The 18,783-nt window shown below is 69.3% G+C and carries 17 protein-coding genes, 1 tRNA gene and 1 pseudogene; 7 read left to right on the top strand and 12 right to left on the bottom strand.

Going from position 1 to position 18,783, the window contains the following annotated elements:
* Positions 1–63: 63 nt before the first annotated feature.
* On the bottom strand, positions 64–1,347 hold the full coding sequence (locus AB0C25_RS08525) for an MFS transporter (RefSeq protein ID WP_357370923.1): 1,284 nt from the start codon (positions 1,345–1,347) through the stop codon (positions 64–66).
* 151 nt (positions 1,348–1,498) lie between these two features.
* Here AB0C25_RS08525 and AB0C25_RS08520 point away from each other — a divergent pair, with 151 nt between their 5' ends.
* Positions 1,499–1,972: a hypothetical protein gene (locus AB0C25_RS08520; RefSeq protein WP_357253034.1), complete on the top strand. Its 474-nt coding sequence runs from the start codon at positions 1,499–1,501 to the stop codon at positions 1,970–1,972.
* A gap of 71 nt (positions 1,973–2,043) precedes the next feature.
* Here the strand turns inward: AB0C25_RS08520 and AB0C25_RS08515 are convergent, their stop codons facing one another.
* The 5 genes from AB0C25_RS08515 to AB0C25_RS08495 form a co-directional block, all read right to left on the bottom strand.
* Positions 2,044–2,862, bottom strand: coding sequence for a class I SAM-dependent methyltransferase (locus AB0C25_RS08515; RefSeq protein WP_357370921.1), 819 nt, complete (start codon positions 2,860–2,862; stop codon positions 2,044–2,046).
* Positions 2,863–2,972: 110 nt separating this feature from the next.
* Entirely contained in the window at positions 2,973–4,433 is a 1,461-nt protein-coding gene (locus tag AB0C25_RS08510) for a hypothetical protein (protein WP_357370919.1), read from the bottom strand.
* On the bottom strand, positions 4,430–4,996 hold the full coding sequence (locus AB0C25_RS08505) for a SigE family RNA polymerase sigma factor (protein WP_357370917.1): 567 nt from the start codon (positions 4,994–4,996) through the stop codon (positions 4,430–4,432). Before AB0C25_RS08505 ends, AB0C25_RS08510 begins: the two co-directional genes overlap by 4 nt.
* 189 nt (positions 4,997–5,185) lie before the next feature.
* Entirely contained in the window at positions 5,186–7,108 is a 1,923-nt protein-coding gene (locus tag AB0C25_RS08500) for a hypothetical protein (protein ID WP_357370915.1), read from the bottom strand.
* A 195-nt stretch (positions 7,109–7,303) separates the two neighbouring features.
* A complete protein-coding gene (locus AB0C25_RS08495; RefSeq protein ID WP_357370913.1) occupies positions 7,304–7,792 on the bottom strand; it encodes an SUKH-4 family immunity protein in 489 nt (162 codons plus the stop codon).
* Between the two features lie 199 nt (positions 7,793–7,991).
* Between AB0C25_RS08495 and AB0C25_RS08490 the strand changes: the two genes are divergently transcribed.
* The 3 genes from AB0C25_RS08490 to AB0C25_RS08480 all read left to right on the top strand — a co-directional run bounded on the left by AB0C25_RS08490 (position 7,992) and on the right by AB0C25_RS08480 (position 10,193).
* Positions 7,992–8,750, top strand: a complete 759-nt coding sequence (locus AB0C25_RS08490) for a DUF2071 domain-containing protein (RefSeq protein ID WP_357370911.1) — start codon at positions 7,992–7,994, stop codon at positions 8,748–8,750.
* Positions 8,747–9,661, top strand: coding sequence for a TIGR01777 family oxidoreductase (locus AB0C25_RS08485; protein ID WP_357370909.1), 915 nt, complete (start codon positions 8,747–8,749; stop codon positions 9,659–9,661). The genes AB0C25_RS08490 and AB0C25_RS08485 overlap by 4 nt, the downstream gene beginning before the upstream one ends.
* Positions 9,662–9,812: 151 nt before the next feature.
* Entirely contained in the window at positions 9,813–10,193 is a 381-nt protein-coding gene (locus AB0C25_RS08480) for a VOC family protein (RefSeq protein WP_357370907.1), read from the top strand.
* 213 nt (positions 10,194–10,406) lie between these two features.
* Here the strand turns inward: AB0C25_RS08480 and AB0C25_RS08475 are convergent, their stop codons facing one another.
* A complete protein-coding gene (locus AB0C25_RS08475; protein WP_357370904.1) occupies positions 10,407–11,339 on the bottom strand; it encodes a GNAT family N-acetyltransferase in 933 nt (310 codons plus the stop codon).
* Positions 11,340–11,626: 287 nt separating this feature from the next.
* Positions 11,627–12,145 (bottom strand): hypothetical protein, encoded by a 519-nt coding sequence (locus AB0C25_RS08470; RefSeq protein ID WP_357370902.1) that lies wholly within the window; start codon positions 12,143–12,145, stop codon positions 11,627–11,629.
* 281 nt (positions 12,146–12,426) lie between these two features.
* Here AB0C25_RS08470 and AB0C25_RS08465 point away from each other — a divergent pair.
* Positions 12,427–12,594, top strand: a pseudogene (locus AB0C25_RS08465) (site-specific integrase); the annotation flags it as partial.
* 53 nt (positions 12,595–12,647) lie between these two features.
* Here the strand turns inward: AB0C25_RS08465 and AB0C25_RS08460 are convergent.
* Both AB0C25_RS08460 and AB0C25_RS08455 read right to left on the bottom strand, forming a co-directional pair.
* Positions 12,648–12,724, bottom strand: a tRNA-Pro gene (locus AB0C25_RS08460).
* 207 nt (positions 12,725–12,931) lie between these two features.
* On the bottom strand, positions 12,932–13,825 hold the full coding sequence (locus AB0C25_RS08455) for a metallophosphoesterase (RefSeq protein WP_357370900.1): 894 nt from the start codon (positions 13,823–13,825) through the stop codon (positions 12,932–12,934).
* Between the two features lie 25 nt (positions 13,826–13,850).
* Here AB0C25_RS08455 and AB0C25_RS08450 point away from each other — a divergent pair, with 25 nt between their 5' ends.
* A complete protein-coding gene (locus AB0C25_RS08450) occupies positions 13,851–14,306 on the top strand; it encodes a GatB/YqeY domain-containing protein (protein WP_357370898.1) in 456 nt (151 codons plus the stop codon).
* A 117-nt stretch (positions 14,307–14,423) separates the two neighbouring features.
* Here AB0C25_RS08450 and AB0C25_RS08445 read toward each other — a convergent pair whose 3' ends face one another.
* Positions 14,424–16,856 carry a transglycosylase domain-containing protein gene (locus tag AB0C25_RS08445; protein ID WP_357370896.1) on the bottom strand — a complete coding sequence of 811 codons (2,433 nt, stop codon included), beginning with the start codon at positions 16,854–16,856 and terminating at the stop codon, positions 14,424–14,426.
* A gap of 407 nt (positions 16,857–17,263) precedes the next feature.
* Here AB0C25_RS08445 and AB0C25_RS08440 point away from each other — a divergent pair, with 407 nt between their 5' ends.
* Positions 17,264–17,584, top strand: coding sequence for a WhiB family transcriptional regulator (locus tag AB0C25_RS08440; RefSeq protein WP_357253003.1), 321 nt, complete (start codon positions 17,264–17,266; stop codon positions 17,582–17,584).
* A gap of 6 nt (positions 17,585–17,590) precedes the next feature.
* Here AB0C25_RS08440 and AB0C25_RS08435 read toward each other — a convergent pair whose 3' ends face one another.
* Positions 17,591–18,739, bottom strand: coding sequence for an ArsA-related P-loop ATPase (locus AB0C25_RS08435; RefSeq protein WP_357370893.1), 1,149 nt, complete (start codon positions 18,737–18,739; stop codon positions 17,591–17,593).
* Positions 18,740–18,783: the final 44 nt, after the last annotated feature.

The raw sequence follows: 18,783 nt of genomic DNA, 5'->3' as shown, positions 1-18,783 counted from the left end.
GGAGAGCGGACGGGGCGGAGCCTCGGGCCTCGGGTCTCATGCCGTGTACCAGGGTGTGCGGGGTCAGGCGGCGACGGAGGCCTTGGCGGGCGACACCGCGACGGCTGTCGCGCGGCCGTCCTGCTCCGCGCTGAGCAGTCGGCGCAGGGAGAGCGCGATCAACGAGGCGACCAGGCAACCGCCGACCACCGTCGCCACCCAGACCCTGCCGTCGGCGGCTCCGATGAGCGGTCCCGCGGTCACCGGGCCGATCACACCACTGATTCCGAAGATCATCGAGCTCATCGCGTTGTACCGACCGCGAAGCTCGTCCGTCGCCAGGGCGTTCGTCAGGGCGGGCATCACCGGCGACAGCATCGTCTCGCCGAAGCCGAAGATCGCCGAGCAGGCGACCACGCAGAGGGCAGCCAGCACGGCGCTCTCCCCGGTGACCAGGCCGGCCGCGCCGAGGACCAACCAGGCTGCGGCGAACACCGCCCCCACCACCGCCAGTGCCCGGGTACGGCTGCGCCCCTCGATCCGGCGGATCACCAGCAGTTGCGCGAGCACGATCATCACGGTGTTGGCCGCGAGCGCCCAGGCCACCACGCGGGGGTTCACCTCGACCACCCGCACGGCGTACGCGGCGAAGCCCACCTCGATCTGCGCGTACCCGCAGGTGGTGAGGACCAGCCCGAAGATCACCAGCCGCCGGAACGGGCGGTCCCGCAGCACGGTCAGGTAGCCGCCGGGCGACGGCTCGTCAACGCCTCGACGGTTGCCGAGTCGGTGGCCCACGCCGGGCAGGGTGAGCAGGATCAGCGCCGGCAGCAGGTACGTCACCGCGTCCAGCAGGTAAATGACCTGGAAGGTGCCGGGTCGGGCGGTGTCGACGATCGCGCCGGAGGTCATGCCGCCGACGCCGATACCGAGGTTGAGCAGGGCGAAGTTCAGCCCGAACACGCGTTGCCGCTCGTCGTCGTCGGTCAACGACGCGAGGATCGTGTTCTGCCCGGACCAGATCGCCGAGCTGCCGATGGCGATCACCGTCATCACCAGCAGAGCCGAACCGGTCGAGTGGACCAGCGCGAGCGAACCCGTGCCGATCGCCTCCAGCACCAGGCAGGGCACCACCACCCAGCGGGCGCCGAACCGGTCGATGAGCGTCCCGCCCAGCGGTGACAGCGCCAGGGTGACCGCGCCGTACCAGCCGATCACGAGCCCGGCGCGGGCGTCGGTGAGCCCGCGTACGTCGGTCAGGTAGATGAACAGGAACGGCAGGGTCAGACCGCGCCCGATCGCCGACAGCAGAGTGCCGAGCATGATCCGGCGGGCGTCCGCTCGGCGGGGCAGGGCACGACGCAGCATGTCCGGCATTCTGATCCCCGGGTGTGACACCGCGCGAACCGTTTTGGCCGCGCTCCGCCGTCGCCGGGGCGCTCGGGTGACCAAGCCCACGATGATCCACTGGTCTCGGTGGCGGTCGGTCGTTGTCCGCCGGGTCTGCGATGCTGGCCCGATGACCGGCACCTGGCGACATCTGCCCGCTACCGCCCGCGCCATCGCGGTGACCGCCACCGCGGCCGTCGCCGCCGCGCAGGCACGCGACGGTCAGGCGTACGACGAGGCCGTCGGTGGCCTCGCCGCCGACGAGCGATCCGGCCTGGTGCTCGGCGCGGTGGTCCGACTGCTGTTGGAGGAGAGCCATCCGGAGGGGCTGACCGGTGACGACATCCGCCAGGTGTTGACCCGATGCGTGCAGAGCGCGACGCGGTGGCGGTCGGACGTGGACCCGCACGTGGTGCTCGTGCTGCTCGCCGGCGCGCTCGGTGTGTACGACCCCGAGGGCGACGAGTCCCGTCCGGACGCGTCGGCGCTGGCCCGGCATGCCCCGCTCCTGGTGGCCGACCTGTTGGCGACGACAGGCGTGTCGTTTGACGACTACCTGGCCGCCGCGTTCGCCGAGATCGAGCGCACCGAACGGCAGGACTGACCGGCGGGGCGGCCACCTCGGTGTGTGATGGCCGCCCCGGTGGCGTACGGCAGGGGCCGGGAACTGTGGGGTCAGTCGGTGAGCCGTTTCGCCACGACCTCCAGGTACTCGGCCGGGATCCGTACCGTGCCGTCGGTGGCCCGGTTGTGCGTACGCGCCAGCTCGACCAGGTCGGCGTGCAGGTGCGGTCGCCGTTCCTCGGGCAGCGCCTCGAACGCCTTGAGCGTGGGCCCGTAGTTGGCCCGGAAGAAGTTGGCAAACTCCTCGGGTGTGCCGAAGCGGAAGACGAACTCCCGGCGTACCGTCCGCAGGTCGCCCACCGCCTCGCCGAGCAACTCGCGGACCCGGGCCTCGTCGCCCCACTCGACGGGCGGGCGCAACCCCGGCGGCGGGGGCACGTGCCGGGCCACCGTGCGGAACAACTCGCCGATGAACCCCTGCGGTGTCCACGAGGCCAGCCCCACCGTGCCGCCGGGGCGGCAGACCCGGACCAGTTCGGCCGCCGCCCGCTGCTGGTCCGGGGCGAACATCACGCCGACGACGGAGAGCACCGCGTCGAAGGACCCGTCGGGGTGCGCCAGGCGCTCCGCGTCCCCGGTCACGAAGGTGACCGCGAGCCGTTCGGCCGCCGCGCGCTGACGGCCCCGTTCCAACAGTTCGGGTACGTAGTCGACGCCGGTCACGACGCAGCCGCAGCGGGCGGCGGCGATGGCGGCGTTGCCGGAGCCGGTCGCGACGTCCAGTACGCGGGCACCGGCCGACAGGTCGGCCGCCGTCACCAGCAACTCGGAGATCGGATGGATGAGTGCGGCGACCGCGCCGTAGTCGCCGCTGGCCCACGTCACCTGCTGGCGTGTCTTCACGGCGTCGAAGTCGAGTGCGGTGCTCATGGGCGTCCCCCTCGGACGGTAGTGGTGCCGTTGACGCTAGGTGACCCACCGCCTCGGGGGATCGGCTGAAGTACCTATGTTGGCGGCGGTTTCCGCAGGCAGCGTCACGATCAGTCCTCGTTCCAGGTGTCCGTCTCAAGTGTCGACGGCGCACCGTCGGTGGCCACCTCACCGGTGGCGAGCGTCCGGCCGGACGCGTCGAGCGCCTCGACGACGAGGTCCGTCATGGCGGGGGGCACGCGCACCACCGCCCCGGAGCCGCTCACCGCAGCCGTCGCCACCTCGCGGCCGTTCTGCGCCACCCGTACCTGGGTGGCTGCCGCAGGCGTCACCACGAGCAGGGACCGTTGGGCTCCTTCGCCGATGACGCCGTTGTCGATCGACACCGCCAGGACGCCTGCGGGGTCGGTCGGGTCCGCTGCGACGCTGAAGGAGGTGCCGGTGCCGACCACGCCGTTGGGCCGTGGTTGATCGAGGTCGATGTTCACCTCGCCGAGCCAGCCGCCGCCGGCTGCGGGAGCAGCCAGGATCATCGTCTTGCCGCTCTCCACCGAGGGCCGGCCGGTGGGCGGCGAGCCGTCGTCGGAACGGACGGGGAGGAGAGCGGAGTGCCCGCCCCACACCACGCTCGGCAGGGCGGTCAGTTGGTATCCCGACGACTGGGCGTACTGCGACACCAACAGTCGGGCACGCGGTTCCGGGACACTGCCGCGTACGCGGGACATCGCGGTCGCGAGCTGCGCGTCGGTGATCGGCTCGGCCGCCAGCGAACCCGGTCCGGCGGTGATCTTGCGCGTCACCCCACCGCAGTCCACCCGCCACCACTCCGGCCGCTGGGTCTTCGGGGTACGAATCAGGTAGGACCCGGTCGGCTCCGGTGCCCACTGGAACGCCCTGCCGTTGGGCAACGGTGATGTGAGGAAGACACACCCGGCGGGTGCGATCGCCACGTGGATGAGCTTTCCCGGGCCGGACGGGTCGTCCACGGCGAGGCTCTCGTAGGGTTCCAGCCCGTCGCCGACGCCCCGGTCGGCGGCGGTGCTGGTCAGCTTCTCGGCGCTGGCACCCTCCTCGGCGGCCAGCCAGATCGCGGCGCTCGGCCAGCCGGTGCCCGGATCGGGCTGGTCGCGGACGAAGGCAGCGAGGGCGATCCGCTGGCCACCGATGTCGTCGACGAACAGCACCTTCACCGCGGTCACCGGCACCCTCAGCCGGGGAAAGTCGCCTCGACGCTGCGCGGCCCACAGGAGGTCGGAGAGCTGGCGGACGTAGCCGCTGTCCTGGCCGACGACGCCGCGCGGTGGCGACTGGAGGAGCTTGTTCGACCAGACCAGCACGGGCGCGATGGACTCCGTCGCGTCCCCGGGTGGTGGTTGGGTGGTCCGGCCCGGGTCGGCGATCGCGAAGGCCGTTCCGCCCAGGGAGAGCACCAGAGCGAGGGCCAGTCCGCCGAGTCGGCGCTGCCGGTCCCGTCGGTAACGCGCCCTGGCCCGACCGTACGGATCCGGCTGTGGAGTCAGGGTCCTGCTCAGCTCGGCCAGCGCCCGACCCACTTCCTCGTCGGCAGTCATGGTTTTACCCCCGTCATCGTCGTCGTCCCGGTCGGTGCTGGATCGGTTGCCGCAGAGGTCGTCGTCGGCAACGGGTTCGCCGTCGGCGCGTCCGACGCCAGCGCCAGACGCAGGCGAGCCAGGCCTCTCGACGCGCGGCTCTTGACCGACCCCACGGAGCAGCCCAGAGCGGCCGCGACCGCCGCCTCCGGCAGGTCGACCACGTACCTGAGCACGATCACGGCCCGGGTTCGGGGCGTCAGCTCCCGCATCGCCTCGTACAGGGCGTGCCGTTCCGTCACCGCCTCCGTCATGTCCCGGCCGGACCGGTCCGGCAGGAACGACGTCACCACCTCGTGCACCCGGTGGCGACGCCAACTGCTGATGTGATGGTTGATCATGACCCGTCGCAGGTACGCCATCGGATCGTCGACCCGACGCCACCGACGCATCACCTTCACCAGCGCCGTCTGCACCAGATCCTCGGCGTCCTGCGCCGACCCGGTGAGGTGGTACGCCACGCGCAAGAGATCCATGTAGCGCGTCTCGACGAACTCGCGAAAATGCTCGTCGTCAACTGCCATAAGCCCCCGCCTCGATTGGTTACCCATCACGACTCTGGCGGGGCGGTGAAGGTTGAAGCCCTGCGTGCGGCAATCCGTACCTGATGCGGGCGACGGCCGTGACCGCCCGCGAACCCGTACCGGGTCGACGCAGAAGGAAGGCCAGGCGGGATATTCTCCCACCTGGCCTTCCTCAGGGAACCCTCGCGATCAGCGGCTTGCCACCCAGCGCACGCGTCGGGTGCGCCACAGCGCCAGGAGACCGCTCAGGATCAGCGCAGCCCCAACCCCGACGATCCCGTAGAGCGGGACTCCGGTGATCGGCAGGCCGCCACCCCCGCCACCCGGGTCACCCGGCTCGGCACCACCGGCGGTGCCGCCCGGCGACGGGCGTGCCGGGGGCTTTATCAGGGCCGGCACCTGGTCGGCGCCGCCGTTGAAGGCGTCCTTGTCGTCAGTCGTTCTGGTCACCTCGGTGAGCGACTTCTCCACGACGGACGGCAGGGCCGGGTACTGCTGCGCGAAGGTGCTGTCGGCGACCTTGTCCACCTTCACCGGCTGGGTGAAGTCCACACCGCCGGCCGTGACCACGAATCCGTCCGGAGTCTCGTAGACGACGCTGTTCAGTTGCTTCAGGTATTTGTTGTAGAGGGCCTTCGGGTCCCACGGCTCGATCGACTCGAGCGTGTCCACGTCGTTGCTGTCGATCCCGAAGTCCTCGGCCGTGCCGGCCTTCGCCAACCGGTTCCGATACCATTCGGCGGCGACCCGGCTGATGTAGACCCGACGCAACTCGGTGTACTCCGGCGAGTCGTTCACGAGGCGGGTGAGTTCCGGTACGACCACCGTCCGGTAGATGTCGGCGGCCGCCTTGGAGTCACCCGGGCAGGTGAAGTCACTGCCGGGCATCTGGAAGTCGGCACCCTCGCTCTTCACCTCGAGCGGCGCTTCCAGGATGTAGAGTTCCGAGCCGGATTCACGGATCGTGGCCTGCTTCGGGACGATCCAGTCCCGTTTGCAGAACTTGCTGAGGCCGGCGGCCCCCATCTTGTCCCAGAACTGCTTGCCCACCGCCGAGTTGGGATCGATCAGTTTGGTACCCGACTCCTTGAGCGTCAGGTCGGACTCCAGGAGCACACGGCCGACATCGGTCTGGGCCAGGTGAGAATCGATGATCCGATCCGGCTCGTCAGGGTTGAGGTTCACCCAGAACTTCGACGGCTGCACGGTCATCCACACGTTGAGAGCCGTGTACGCGTCGTAGATCGCTCCGGTCCCGTCGGTGGACGGTTTGCCGGGGGTGGTCGGCGCCTTGAACGAGTACGTGTTGCCGGAGGTGCCGTCGGACACGTACCTCAACTGCACGGAGGAAAAGTCGATACCGCCGGGCCGCCCCGGGCCGGCCTGACGCTGGGCCGCTCTGTTGATGCCGCTCTGTGCGTCCGGCGGGTCGTCGATCCGGCCCGCGCCGTTGTTGGCCTTCAACTGCCTCAGGGCCAGTGTCTTGAGCCCGGTCGTCCCGTGGTTGGACCGGTCCCGGAGTGCCTTGATGTCCTCTTTGGTCTCGCCGTCGCGGCCGTTCCACCGCCAGGACCAACTGAACCTGTCGCGAACGCCGGCGTCCCGGAGTTTCGGGCCGCACTTGTTGTCGCACGGTTCCAGTTCGGAGAAGCCTTCGGCGATTATCGAGGCCCTGGGCGCCTGGTATGAGACGCGCCCGGTGGCCGGATCGAACGTGATCCGCTGGGACTTGCCGTTCATCTGGTCGAGGAGGCGTTGCTCGGAGTGCAGTTTGTCGTCGCTGTACCCGATGATGTACTTGCCGTCGGCCAACCTCGCGATCGCGTAGTTGGAGCGGCCCGCGTTCTTGAAGAGCTTGTCGGTGGTGCCGGGCGGCGTGTTCTGTTGCAGCCACAGGCGAGCCCGCTGCAGGTTACGGCTCAATTCGTTGCACCCGTAGACCACCTGACCCTCGGCGGTGGCCGGCGGGCAACCTCGGTCGACGGTCGGCAGTGCGGTGACGGCCGGTCCGGCGAATGCCGGGGCGGCGGGCAGTGGGCCGACCATCGAGCAGAGCAGGAGCAGGACCGCCGTCAATCGTCCCCAGCGGGCGGCCCTGGCGTTTCTTTCCATCTATTCCGTCGTCCTTTCCGCTCGCACGACGTGGGATTCCCACTAGCATGGGAATCCCATCCGGTGCGAGTGATCGGCTCTGGAAGCCCTACTCCAAATTCGGGCAACCACAAACGTGACAGTCAATGTCACGGACGGAAGCGATCCTAGGTGCTCGTTATTAACGAGGTGTGCCCCGACGCCTTTTCCGGCATGTCACTCGAAGTCGGCATAGGTCCCGGCGGCCAGCTCGTAGTACAGGCTGTCCCAGTAGGTGTCGGTCTCATCGGCCGCCGCGTCGATCCGCGCGATGCCCGCCCGGATCTGTTCGGCCGCGTCGGCGCACGTATCGGCGTCGCCCTCGGTCAGGTCCCGCTCGTACCGCAACGTCAACCGCACCGACTGGCCGAACTGGCCCAGGGTCGAGTTCACGAAGTTCGGTGGAAGGTCCGAGCGGATCAGGTGGACCGCGCCCGTGGCGAAGGACAGGCAGAACTCACCCTCGAACAGTCCGGTGCCGTACCCGAATCGCAGAAGGTGCCCCAGCGGCGGCACGTCCTGCTCGGTCAGGGTTGGCCCGAGCAGGAAGTTGGCGCGGTCGTCCACCCTGAGCATCGCGGCAGGTAGGTCGGCCGTGCGGAATCGCTCGCGCAACTCTGGCGAGAGAGACTCCCATCCCGGCAGTTCCTCGACAGGCGCAGACATGCCGACCATCCTAGGCGTGCCCGTCGATCTCGTGGCGGCGTTCGGACCGCGGACGACGTGGCGCTTCCCGGAGCTGCGCGGGCGGGTGCCGACGTCGTAAGCTTCAATTTGAGCGACCGCTCAATCCGGCGACGGCGTCTGCCCAAGCGGGTGTTACTCCGGCGTACCAGCGGTGCACCGGAACAGGGAAGGCGGCCAGATGAGAGCCCCCCGATTGGTGAGCGTCGTCCAGCGCCGCCTCCTCGTGAACTACCGCACGGAGCCCGAGGTCACCGCACGGTTGCTGCCCGCCCCGCTGCGACCCCAGGTCGTCAACGGGTGGGCCGTGTCGGGCATCTGCCTGATCCGGTTGAGCGGAGTCCGTCTCCCCTCCGTGCCCGCACCCGTCGGCCTGCGTAGCGAAAATGGCGCGCACCGGATCGCGGTTGAGTGGGACACACCCGACGGCGTCGCACAGGGCGTCTACATCCCACGCCGTGACACCGGCTCCCGGCTCAACTCCTGGGTCGGCGGCAGGCTCTTTCCGGGGCGGCACCACCTCAGCCGCTTCGACGTCAGAGAGAGCGCGGACGAACTGCGGATCGCCCTTGCCGATCCGGTCGACAAGGTACGCGTCGGTGTCCACGTCCGCGTGGCAGCCGCCCTGTCGGGCAGCCACCTCTTCCAGGACGCCGACCAGGCCTCGGAGTTCTTCCGGCGCGGTGCCACCGGCTTCTCGACCACCCCCGATCCGAGCCGCCTCGACGGAGTGGAACTGCTCACCCAGGGCTGGCAGGTCACGCCGGTGGACCTGGCCTCGGTGCAGTCCACGTTCTTCGACGACCCGGCCCGGTTCCCTCCGGGATCCGCGATACCCGACTGCGGGCTGCTGATGCGCAACGTCCCCGCCACGTGGAATCCGCTGCCGCCGATGGCGGTGCGGCCCACCGGCGGCCCGGTCGCCACCCGCAGTCGATGAAGGTCGTCATCGCCGGCGGTTCCGGGGCGCTCGGGCAACGGATCGCCCGCGACCTGACCGCTCGCGGCGACGACGTGGTGGTGCTGAGCCGTTCGGCAACCCAGGTCCGGTGGGGCCGGCAGGTGCACTGGGACGGTCGGACCGTCGGCCCCTGGGCAGCCGAACTGTCCGACGCCGCCCTGGTGAACCTCTGCGGCGAACTGGTGTTCCGGCGGCCGACACCGGCCAACATCGCGTTGCTCACACGTTCCCGGACGGAACCCACCCGGGCGCTCGCCCACGCGTGCACCGGTCTGGACCGGCCGTTGCGGGTGCTCGTACAGATGAGCACACTGGCGATCTACGGCGATGCCGGCGAGGCGGTGCTCGACGAGTCGGCCCCGCCCGCCAGCGATCCACCGCAGATGGCCGGTGTCGCACGGGCGTGGGAAGAGGCCGCGGCGGAGATCACCGCGGCGCGCCACGTCACGCTGCGTACGAGCATCGTGTTCGACCGCGACACCCCGGCCTTCGATCGACTGACCGGATTCGTGCGGTGGGGTCTCGGTGGGCGCATGGGCAGCGGCCGACAGTGGATCAGTTGGTTGCACATCGACGACCTGTGCGCGATCGTGCGCCACTGCACGGACGACCCCATGCTGTCGGGGATCGTGCATGCGACCTCCCCCAACCCGGTACGCAACAGCGATCTCATGGCCGCGCTCCGCCGGACGATGGGTCGTACCGTCGGTGTTCCCACCCCTGCGCCTCTGGTCCGGGTCGGATCGGTGTTCCTGCGCGCCGATCCGCTGTTGGTGTTGACCGGCCGTCGGTGCGTCCCGAAGCGGCTGCGCGATGCCGGCTTCGAGTTCACTCATCCAGAGTTGGGACCCGCGGTCGCCGACCTGCTCAGCGGAGCGGCCCGCCGATGACCGCACCGGTGTGGAGGAACATCACCGGAGCACGACGTCCAGGCCCGCTGGGCACTCGCCCGGTACTATCGCGAGCTTGGTCGCAGCGCAGGGAGCCATGAGTCCGCGTGCGGCCGCCCCGGCAGTTCCACGTTGAGAGTAGGTTCCGTCAATGGCATGTCGTATCGGTGAACTCGTGCTCAAGTGCCGCGACCCCGAGGTGCTGGCCCGGTTCTGGTGCGAGGTCCTGGACTTCGTCGAGCTCGATCGCGAAGAAGGGGTCTACATCGAGGTAGGCCCGCGCGAAGGGTTCGGCGGCCCGCAGCCGACGATCTTCCTCATCCGCGACGACGAGTCGAAGAACGGGCATGCCCGGCTGCACATCGACGTCAACCCCACCGACCGCGATCAGGCCGCCGAACTCGAGCGCCTCCTGGCGGCCGGGGCCAAGCCCGTCGACATCGGTCAGCCCGCGGACGCGTCCTGGCACGTCCTCGCCGATCCGGAAGGCAACGAGTTCTGCCTGCTCAAGGGCCGCCTCGACCCACTCTGACGGCCCTCGCCCAAACGATCGACGCAGCCGCCACCGGCCTTATCTCGTCTAAGGCCTGTTTCTTAAGAACTGGCCGGCCTCCGGCGGGCCCGGACGACGACCGACGGCGTTGCGGTTTCGGTCGGATACAACACCGGTATCCGACCGAAACCGCGCCTTGCCGAATCGCCGCCCGGACTCCGCCTCGGCTCGACCGCCCTTATGAAACAGGCCTTACGGCTGGACGTCGTTGGAAAGGTTGATCCGGATCTCCGTGTTGCGGTAACCGGCGCGACCGAAAGCGGCCGCCATCGGCGCGTTGCCCATGTCGGTGGTGGCGGTGATGCACGACTCCCCGTTGGTCGCGTGAAGGCGGGTGATCTCGGCGAGCACCTCGTCCACGTAACCGCGTCCGCGGAACTCCGGCACCACCCCGAGATAGCCGACGTTCACGTTGTACGGGGTCGCGGAGGGAATCGCCATGCCCGCCACCTCGCCCTCGCGCGTGTAGGCGATCCGCCACCACTCCCGCTTGCCCGGCGCCCTGAGATAGAAGTCCATCTCCTCGCGCGCGGTCGCGTCCATGCCCTTGGCGGCCAGGTCCGCGCGGGTCTGGGCATCCAGGCTGCCCTCGGCGATTCTCCTGAACACCGCGAGGAACTCCTCGTCGGATGCCTCGGCGAATCGCAGCCTGCCGGCCGCGGCGGGCACCCCGTCGGCGGGTGCCCACTCGAACTGCAGCCGCTCCACCTCGCGGGTGAGGCCCGCCGCATGCGCCGCCGCCCGCCGCCACTCCACGGCCGCCAGGGTGGCCGGATCGTCACGCCAGCCGCCGGTGACCTTGATCACGTACTCCACCGGCTCCGGGAACCCGGCCAGCGCCGCCCTGATCAGCTCGGCGGCGACGGCGGCACGGTCGCCCACGGCTGGATCCACGTCGAGGCAGTCGAGCGCGACCGGATGCGGGCTGCCCTTCGGCCCCCACCACAATGCCCGTCCCACGACCTGGCCGTCGTGCTCGGCGATCCATGTCCATTCCGGCCGGTACATGTCCTCGGCCAGATCGGCCAGGTAACGGTCGGCGGGGATCCACCCAACGGGCTCGGTCACGATCCACGGGGTCACGCGGTCGAGGTCGGCGGGGGCGGTAGCACGGTAGGAGATCACGTGCAGAGGCTAGCGAAACTCAGCACCATGAATCGTCCGGGCCGAAGGGCTCCTCGGGGCTCATTCGCTGACTTTCCGAGGCTGATGAGGACGAGAGCGCCGATTAGGTGCGCGGGGGGAATGACAGAAGGCCAGGTGAGAGGCGATCTCACCTGGCCTTCTGGCCTCTGGTCGGGGTGGCCGGATTCGAACCGACGACCTCTTCGTCCCGAAAGAACTTCAAGGACGACGGGACCAGCGCCGACACGGCGGTGAACTGTAGAGACGGTCGACCCGAGCCTCGGACATCAGGGCTGGCTCGCGCGGAGGTACACCGTCACGGTGTCCTCCGCATCGAGGTCCACCAGCAGGCGACGGTAGGTGCCATTGGTTTCCGATGTCTCTTCGTCCAGTCCGGAGATTCGAACCGCCGTCTCGGGGTGCCAGTTGCTTCCTGCGCCGACGTCGTCCTGCTTGGTAACGGCGCGTAGCCCGGGGGTCAACTCGGCGGCGAAATCTCCGTCAGTAATGAAGGTGTTGAGGGCCTCGCGAGGAATCCGGAACCTCGCCGACAGGTGGGTCTCCAGTCCGTTGCTTTGGGCGGCCGAGAGGAACACCGTGCCAGGCGGGAAGGTCACGTGGGCGAAGGCTTCGACCTCCGACGCGCTCGCTGGCTGCGGCGGTGACTGAAGCGAATCATCCAAGTCCTCAAGCCCTGTAACGGCCACGAAGCCACACGAGACCAGGGACAGCACGAGGCTCAGGCTGGCCAGGACGAGAGCGATCGTGGCCCTGCGGCTCGGCTTCGGCGCCGGCTGGTCAGACACGGGCAGCACGATACGCGATTCTGGCGTGGTGTCGATCCAGCCAGTGGAGTCTCGCCATCCCGTCGCCGGAGGCGCAGCGACCACGACCCCACGACCGCCGTCAGCTCGCCGACGCGACCGGCGTCGGTTCTCCTACGCCGCGCGGGCTCGTGGCCGCGCGGTCCCGCCGGCTGCCGGTCCACTACACCACCGGTTAACGGCCTGTCGTTGTGCGGCGGCCTCCGAGCTTCCCGCTGGCCGCGCCAGCCGCCGGGCGTCAGGCCTGAGGTGCGGCACAGCTCGTGTCGCTGCTGTCCGACAGCGGGGTGAGCCTGGAGGACATCGCCGATCTGTGCGGGCACTCTGGCACCACCGGCACCGAACTGGTCTACCGTCACCAGCTCCGGCCGGTGCTGCTCCAGGGCGCAGCGGTCATGGATCGGATCTTCGCACCGACCAGTGAGGCGTAGTCACCCAGGAAGCACTAGAGGGCACATCCATGGATCGGATGTGCCCTCTGACCTGGTCGGGGTGGCCGGATTCGAACCGACGACCTCTTCGTCCCGAACGAAGCGCGCTACCAAGCTGCGCCACACCCCGAGGCGTGCCGACAAATAGTAGCCCACCCGCCCGGATGGTCAAACTCGGTACCCCCGCCGCCCGGCCTCGCTCCGGACCACCCAAGATCTGCACAACTTCCGCGATGGTGCTGCCTCCCGACGCGCTGAGGCAACAGGATCACCGATGTTGTCCAGATCTTGGGCCAGCGCCAGTGGTGGGGCGGCCAAGCGCGGGCGGGGGAGCCGGTCAGCGGGGGATGAGGGTGAGGATGCTGGCCTCCGGGGGGCAGGCGAAGCGGACCGGGGCGGTCGGGTGGGTGCCGAGGCCGGCGGAGACGTGCAGCCAGGAGTCCGAGCCCGGCCAGCGGTGTAGGCCACGCGCCATCGACCGGGGCAGGCCGCAGTTGGTCACCAGCGCTCCGTAGCCCGGTACGCAGACCTGACCGCCGTGGGTGTGCCCGGCGAGCAGCAGCCCGAAGCCGTCCGCGGCCATCTGGTCGAGCACCCGCGGCTCCGGGGAGTGCGTCAGCGCGATGGAGAGGTCCGCCGAGGACGAGACGGCGCCGGCCACCGTGGGGTAGTCGTCCCGCTCGATGTGGGGGTCGTCCACGCCGACCAGGTCGAGCTGCCGGCCGCCGGCCTTCAACGTGGTCCGGGCGTTGTTGAGATCCGCCCAGCCGGCGCCGGTGAACACCTGCCGGAGCTCCTCGTAGGGCAACTCGACGCCCTCGGTGTACTCCCGGTCGGGCAGGAAGTAGGTGAACGGGTTCTTCAGGACCGGCCCGGTGTAGTCGTTGGAGCCGAACACGAACGCCCCCGGGTAGTCCAGCAGCGGCTGCAGGGCCCGCAGCACTCCGGGCACCGCGCCCGGGTGGGCCATGTTGTCGCCGGTCACCACCACCAGGTCGGGGTCGAGAGCGGCCAGCGACCCCACCCACCGCTGCTTGCGCGCCTGGTCGGGCATCATGTGCAGGTCCGACAGGTGCAGGACCCGCAGCGGCTCCGCGTCGGCCGGCAGCACCGGCACGTCGTACCGCCGCAGGGTGAACATGTTGCGCTCGATGAGCGACGCGTACGCGAGGGTGGCCGCGCCGACCGTGGCGGTTCCGGCGGCAAGGCGGAATAGTGTGCGCTTTCGCATGGCGTTCAGGGTAGTTTGACCGTCCATGAGCACGCTGAAGGACCGCCTCACCGCCGACATGCGTTCCGCGCTCAAGGCGCGCGACGAGCTGACCACCTCCACGCTGCGGATGGCCCTGGCCGCCGTCGGCACCGCCGAGGTCGCCGGCAAGGCCAAGCGCGAGCTCACCGACGACGAGGTGCTCGCGGTGTTGACCAGGGAGGCCAAGAAGCGCCGGGAGGCGGCCACCGCCTTCGCCGACGCCGGCCGCGCCGAGCAGGCCGCGAAGGAGACCGCCGAGGGCGAGGTGCTGGACCGCTACCTGCCCCGGCAGCTCTCCGACGCCGACCTGGCCGAGCTGGTGTCGGGGGCGCTCGCCGCGGGCGGCTTCACCGGAAAGGCCCAGATGGGCCCGGCCATGAAGGCGGCCCAGGCCGCGGTGGCGGGCCAGGCCGAGGGTGGTCGGGTGGCCGCCGAGGTACGCCGACAGCTCGGCCTCTGATCCACCGGCATCCCGGTCGGCGCTCCCCGGAGCGTGGACGGGTGGCGGTGGTCCGGACAGACGGAAACGGGCGGGCACCCGTGGTGGGTGCCCGCCCGTCGTGTCCTGATCGTCGGCTCAGCCGCCGGGGCGACCACCGGGTCGACCGGTGTTGCCGGGCTGGCCGCCACCGGGGTTGCCCGGCGTGGCACCGCCGCCACCGTTGCTGACCTGGATGGTGACCACGCCGCCCTTGATGGTGCGCCCGTCCGGGCTGGTGCCGTGCGCGGTGCCCGGAGGACAGGACGACTTCACCTTGGTGTCGGAGACCAACGGCTCGAAGCCCGCATCCTTGAGCCGGGACTTCGCCTGATCCACCGCAATGCAGCTCACGCCCGGGATGCTCTTCTGGTCACCCTCGGAGATCTTCTGGCCCGGCGGCTCGAACTGGATGCGGTCCTTGCCAATCATGGCGTCCCGCAGCGTCTCGTACACCGGCGGGTTGATGCCGTTCTTCTCCTTGTGCAGCATCCTGACGTTGGTCTGCGGCCAGTCCGGGTCGGCCATGATGCCGGCCACCGCGTACTGCTTGGTCATCGCGACCAGGGCGGCGGTCTTCTCCGAGTCGGTGGTGCCGGACTTGCCGGCCACCGGCGCGTCGACGATGCCCTTCACGACGGCGGCGGTGCGGCTGCTGCCGCACTTGCTGGTGCTGGAGTTGTCGCCGACCGGGCAGCGGGCGGCGTCCACGGCGGCTCGGGCAACCTCGGTGCTGAACCGCTTCTCACAGCGCGGGTTGGCGATGTCCAGCTTGTTGCCGTCCGGGTCGCGGATCTCCTGCACCGGGATGGGCTCGCAGTATTTGCCGTCGGCGGCGAGCGTGGCGTACGAGTTGGCCAGGTCAAGCGGGGTGACGGCCGAGACTCCCAGGGTGAATGCCCCCCAGTCGTGGGCGGCTGCCTTGTCATTGGCCCAGTCGTTTTCCTTGCTGACCCGGAAGTTGATGCCGAGCCGCTTGGCGGCGTCCACCACGTTCTCCGCGCCCACCTGTTGCTGGAGCGGGACGAAGTAGGTGTTCACCGACTGGGCGAACGCGCTCCACATGGTCTGCACACCACCAGGCTTCAGGCCGGAGTTGGTCGGGCAGTACTTGTTGGTGCCCGGACAGGCGGCGTCGCTGCCCCGCTCGACGATGTATTCCGACTCGAACTTCTGCGGCGCGTTGATCGTGTAGCTGAGTGGGATGCCCTTCTCCAGCGCCGCCACGATGGTGAAGATCTTGAAGGTCGAGCCGGCCTGGTAGCCGGTGATGCCGTCACCACCGGTGAGCAGCGGGTTGACCGTCGCCGGGTAGTTGCCCCGGATGCCCTTCCTGCTCTTCGCCGGATCGCTGGAGATCTTGTTCTTCCCGTTCTTCGGGTCGTCCAGCTTGAACTGCCTGTTGACCGCGAGGGCCCGGACCCGGCCGGAGCCGGGCTCGACCACCGCGACCATTGCCGCTTCCTTGCTGTTCTCGCTCTTGGCCTTGCGGACCGCCTTGTCCGCGCCGCGCTGCGCCTGCACGTCGATCGAGGTCACCACCGTGTAGCCGCCGCTCTTCAGCCGCCGCTCCCGGTCGTACGTGGTGGAACCGAACGTCTCCTGCTGCATCCACCAGCGGTAGAAGTAGTCGCAGAAGAAGCCCCAGCTGTTGACGTTCGCGGCGACGCAGCCGTTCGGGGTGCGCTTGTCCAGCACCTTGAGCTCGACGGCCTTGGCGGCGTCCGCCTCCTGCTGGGTGATGGCCTTGATCTCGAACATGTTGTTGATGACGTAGTCACGTCGTTCCAGCGCGGCCGGGTAGCCCGACTCGGTGGTCGGGTCGTTAGTGGTGGGCGCCTTGACCATGCCGGCCAGCAGCGCCGCCTCCTCGATCTTGAGCTTGCTCGGCGGCTTACCGAAGTAGACCTGGCTGGCGGCGTAGATGCCGTACGCGCCGTTGCCGAACGCGGCGAGGTTGAGGTAGCGGGTGAGGATCTCGTCCTTGGAGAATTCCTTGTCGACCTGGAGGGCCAGCCGCATCTCGCGAAGCTTGCGTGCGCTGGTGTCCTCGGTGGCCGCGACCACGTCGGCCGGGTGGGTGGCCGAGTAGGCGATGGCCAGCCGGACGTACTGCATGGTCAGCGTCGAGGCGCCCTGCCGGCCGCCGTCGCTCTGGTTGTTGACGAACGCGCGGGCGACACCGTTGATGTCGACGCCGTTGTGCTTGTAGAAGTCGTGGTCCTCGGCCGCGATGATGGCCTTCTGCATGTACGGAGAGATGTCGGCGAGCTTCACGTCGCGCCGGTTCTCGTCGTACATGGTCGCGAGCGGTGTCTTGCCGTCCGACGCCAGTAGATAGCTGATCTGTGGCGCGCGGGCCACCGTCAACTCTGTGGGTAGGGCGCCGAACGTCTCGGCGCCGGCCTTCGCGGCCAGGCCGGACATCGCCACCGCGGGGAAGGCCGCCGCAGCGACCACCACGCCGGCCAGCAGGCCGCACACCAGCAGCGATGCGGCGTTGGTCAGCACATTGTGGTCACGTTTCCGCATCCAGGTCACCTCGGCATGGTACGCGAGTAGGGAACGAGGGGCGCCTGGGCATTCTTTCCCCATTTCCTGCGCGCGCTGCCCTCGTTGTGCTAAACGCACGACCCCCGGTGCTTGGTTGCGTGTGGCCTGGCGCGAGTCTCCTCCAATTTCCGGAGGTGGCGCAGCGTTATCGCCGACCTCGGCGGGGTAACCGGCGGTCGAAGGCCCGGGAAGCCGGGAGTGTCCGGAATGATGGATTTCGCCGACAACGTTGCGTAATCAGTCGACTACAGAGCATGATGGGGGCGGCGACAGCGCCACATGTCGTCCGTGCCGCCTTGGGGAAGGTGAGCCGGGCGATCGGGGGGAATTGCCGGCTGGCGTGCATCGACGAGGTCGGTAGGTACTGCAAGGGGGGACGTGTACACATGGGCATGATCACTGACTGGCCGTCGCTGGCGGCGTGTCAGAACGGGGACCCGGACGCGTTGTTCGTACAGGGCGCCGAACAGAACGTGGCGAAGCGGATCTGCCGGAGCTGCCCAGTTCGGTACGAGTGCCTGGCCGACGCGTTGGACAACCGGATCGAGTTCGGTGTGTGGGGCGGCATGACCGAACGCGAACGGCGGGCACTGCTGCGTCGACACCCGCAGGTGACGAGCTGGCGCAAGATGTTCGAGGCCGCGATGAAGAAGAACAGCAAGGAAAAGGCTGGAAAGGACAAGATCCTCGTCAGTGCGACCAACTGACGACGGTCACGGCCGGCTGATCGCCGCGCCGATCGTCCGCAGCCCGTCGACGTCGTGCACGTCGGCGGGCTGCGCCGTCACCGACACCGCCGGCACCGCCGGGAACGCTTCGGTGAACCGCGCGGCCACCTGCTGCTCGCGTACCGCCTGGCGAGCCAGCGCCGCGTGCGCCCGGAGCACGTCGGCGGTGGCCTCGTGCCCACCCAGGTCGGTCAGCCGCTCGGCGGCGACCCGGCTCTGCTCGGCGTCCAACTCCGGCGCCGCGAGTCGGTGTACCCGGTTGAGCACCAGGCCGGCCAGCGGCATCCGCTCTTCCCGCAGGCGGCCCGCGAAGTAGGCAGCCTCCCGGACCGCGTCCGGCTCTGGCGTCGCGACCAGCAGGAAGGCCGTCTCCCCTGCCTGCAGGATCCGGTACGTCTGCTCGGCTCGCTGCCGAAAACCGCCGAACATCGAGTCCAGTGCGGCCACGAAGCCGGACAGGTCGGTGAGCAGTTGCGCACCGAGGACCTTCTGCACCACCTTCGAGAACATCCCGAACGAGGCGGTGACCAGGCTGAACATGCTCCGTCCGCCGCTGCGCGCCGGGGCCAGCAACAGTCGCAGCATCCGGCCGTCGAGGAAACGGGAGAGCCGGGCCGGTGCGTCCAGGAAATCAAGTGCCGAGCGGGACGGTGGGGTGTCCACCACGATCAGGTCCCATTCGCCCCGGGCGTGCAGCTGGCCGAGCTTCTCCATCGCCATGTATTCCTGCGTGCCGGCGAAGGTCGAACTCATCGCCTGGTAGAACGGGTTCGCGAAGATCTCGGCGGCTTTTGCCGGATCGGTGTGCTGCAACACCACGTCGTCGAAGGTGCGCTTCATGTCCAGCATCATGGCGTGCAGTTCGCCGCCGCTGTCCTCGACGTCGATCCCCTTGACCTGGCGTGGTGTGTTGTCCAGCTCGGTCAGGCCCAGCGACTGGGCCAGCCGGCGGGCCGGGTCGATGGTGAGCACCACCGTGCGCCGGCCGTGGTGCTCGGCGGCCCGCAGCGCCAGCGCCGCGGCCGTGGTCGTCTTTCCCACCCCGCCGGCACCGCAGCACACGACGATCCGTACGCCGGGGTCGGCGAGAATCTGGTCGACGTCCAGCAGTGGCGCCGCGTCTTCGGAAGGCACCAATCGAGCGTATCGGGCTGGTGGGTCCGTGCGCCCGTGCTGCG

Source organism: Micromonospora sp. NPDC048839, assembly GCF_040649915.1.
Lineage (GTDB): Bacteria > Actinomycetota > Actinomycetes > Mycobacteriales > Micromonosporaceae > Micromonospora.
Note: the sequence above shows the minus strand (reverse complement) of the source record. Positions and strands in the feature narration are given on the sequence as shown.

What these genes read in the sequence shown, in the direction of transcription:
- AB0C25_RS08450 (WP_357370898.1), top strand. Translation starts at nt 13,851, where the DNA reads ATGAGCACGCTGAAGGACCGCCTCACCGCCGACATGCGTTCCGCGCTC.
- AB0C25_RS08490 (WP_357370911.1), top strand. Translation starts at nt 7,992, where the DNA reads ATGAGAGCCCCCCGATTGGTGAGCGTCGTCCAGCGCCGCCTCCTCGTG.
- AB0C25_RS08445 (WP_357370896.1), bottom strand. Translation starts at nt 16,856, where the DNA reads ATGCGGAAACGTGACCACAATGTGCTGACCAACGCCGCATCGCTGCTG.
- AB0C25_RS08495 (WP_357370913.1), bottom strand. Translation starts at nt 7,792, where the DNA reads ATGTCTGCGCCTGTCGAGGAACTGCCGGGATGGGAGTCTCTCTCGCCA.
- AB0C25_RS08455 (WP_357370900.1), bottom strand. Translation starts at nt 13,825, where the DNA reads ATGCGAAAGCGCACACTATTCCGCCTTGCCGCCGGAACCGCCACGGTC.
- AB0C25_RS08505 (WP_357370917.1), bottom strand. Translation starts at nt 4,996, where the DNA reads ATGGCAGTTGACGACGAGCATTTTCGCGAGTTCGTCGAGACGCGCTAC.
- AB0C25_RS08515 (WP_357370921.1), bottom strand. Translation starts at nt 2,862, where the DNA reads ATGAGCACCGCACTCGACTTCGACGCCGTGAAGACACGCCAGCAGGTG.
- AB0C25_RS08500 (WP_357370915.1), bottom strand. Translation starts at nt 7,108, where the DNA reads ATGGAAAGAAACGCCAGGGCCGCCCGCTGGGGACGATTGACGGCGGTC.
- AB0C25_RS08525 (WP_357370923.1), bottom strand. Translation starts at nt 1,347, where the DNA reads ATGCTGCGTCGTGCCCTGCCCCGCCGAGCGGACGCCCGCCGGATCATG.
- AB0C25_RS08520 (WP_357253034.1), top strand. Translation starts at nt 1,499, where the DNA reads ATGACCGGCACCTGGCGACATCTGCCCGCTACCGCCCGCGCCATCGCG.
- AB0C25_RS08485 (WP_357370909.1), top strand. Translation starts at nt 8,747, where the DNA reads ATGAAGGTCGTCATCGCCGGCGGTTCCGGGGCGCTCGGGCAACGGATC.
- AB0C25_RS08440 (WP_357253003.1), top strand. Translation starts at nt 17,264, where the DNA reads ATGGGCATGATCACTGACTGGCCGTCGCTGGCGGCGTGTCAGAACGGG.
- AB0C25_RS08480 (WP_357370907.1), top strand. Translation starts at nt 9,813, where the DNA reads ATGGCATGTCGTATCGGTGAACTCGTGCTCAAGTGCCGCGACCCCGAG.
- AB0C25_RS08510 (WP_357370919.1), bottom strand. Translation starts at nt 4,433, where the DNA reads ATGACTGCCGACGAGGAAGTGGGTCGGGCGCTGGCCGAGCTGAGCAGG.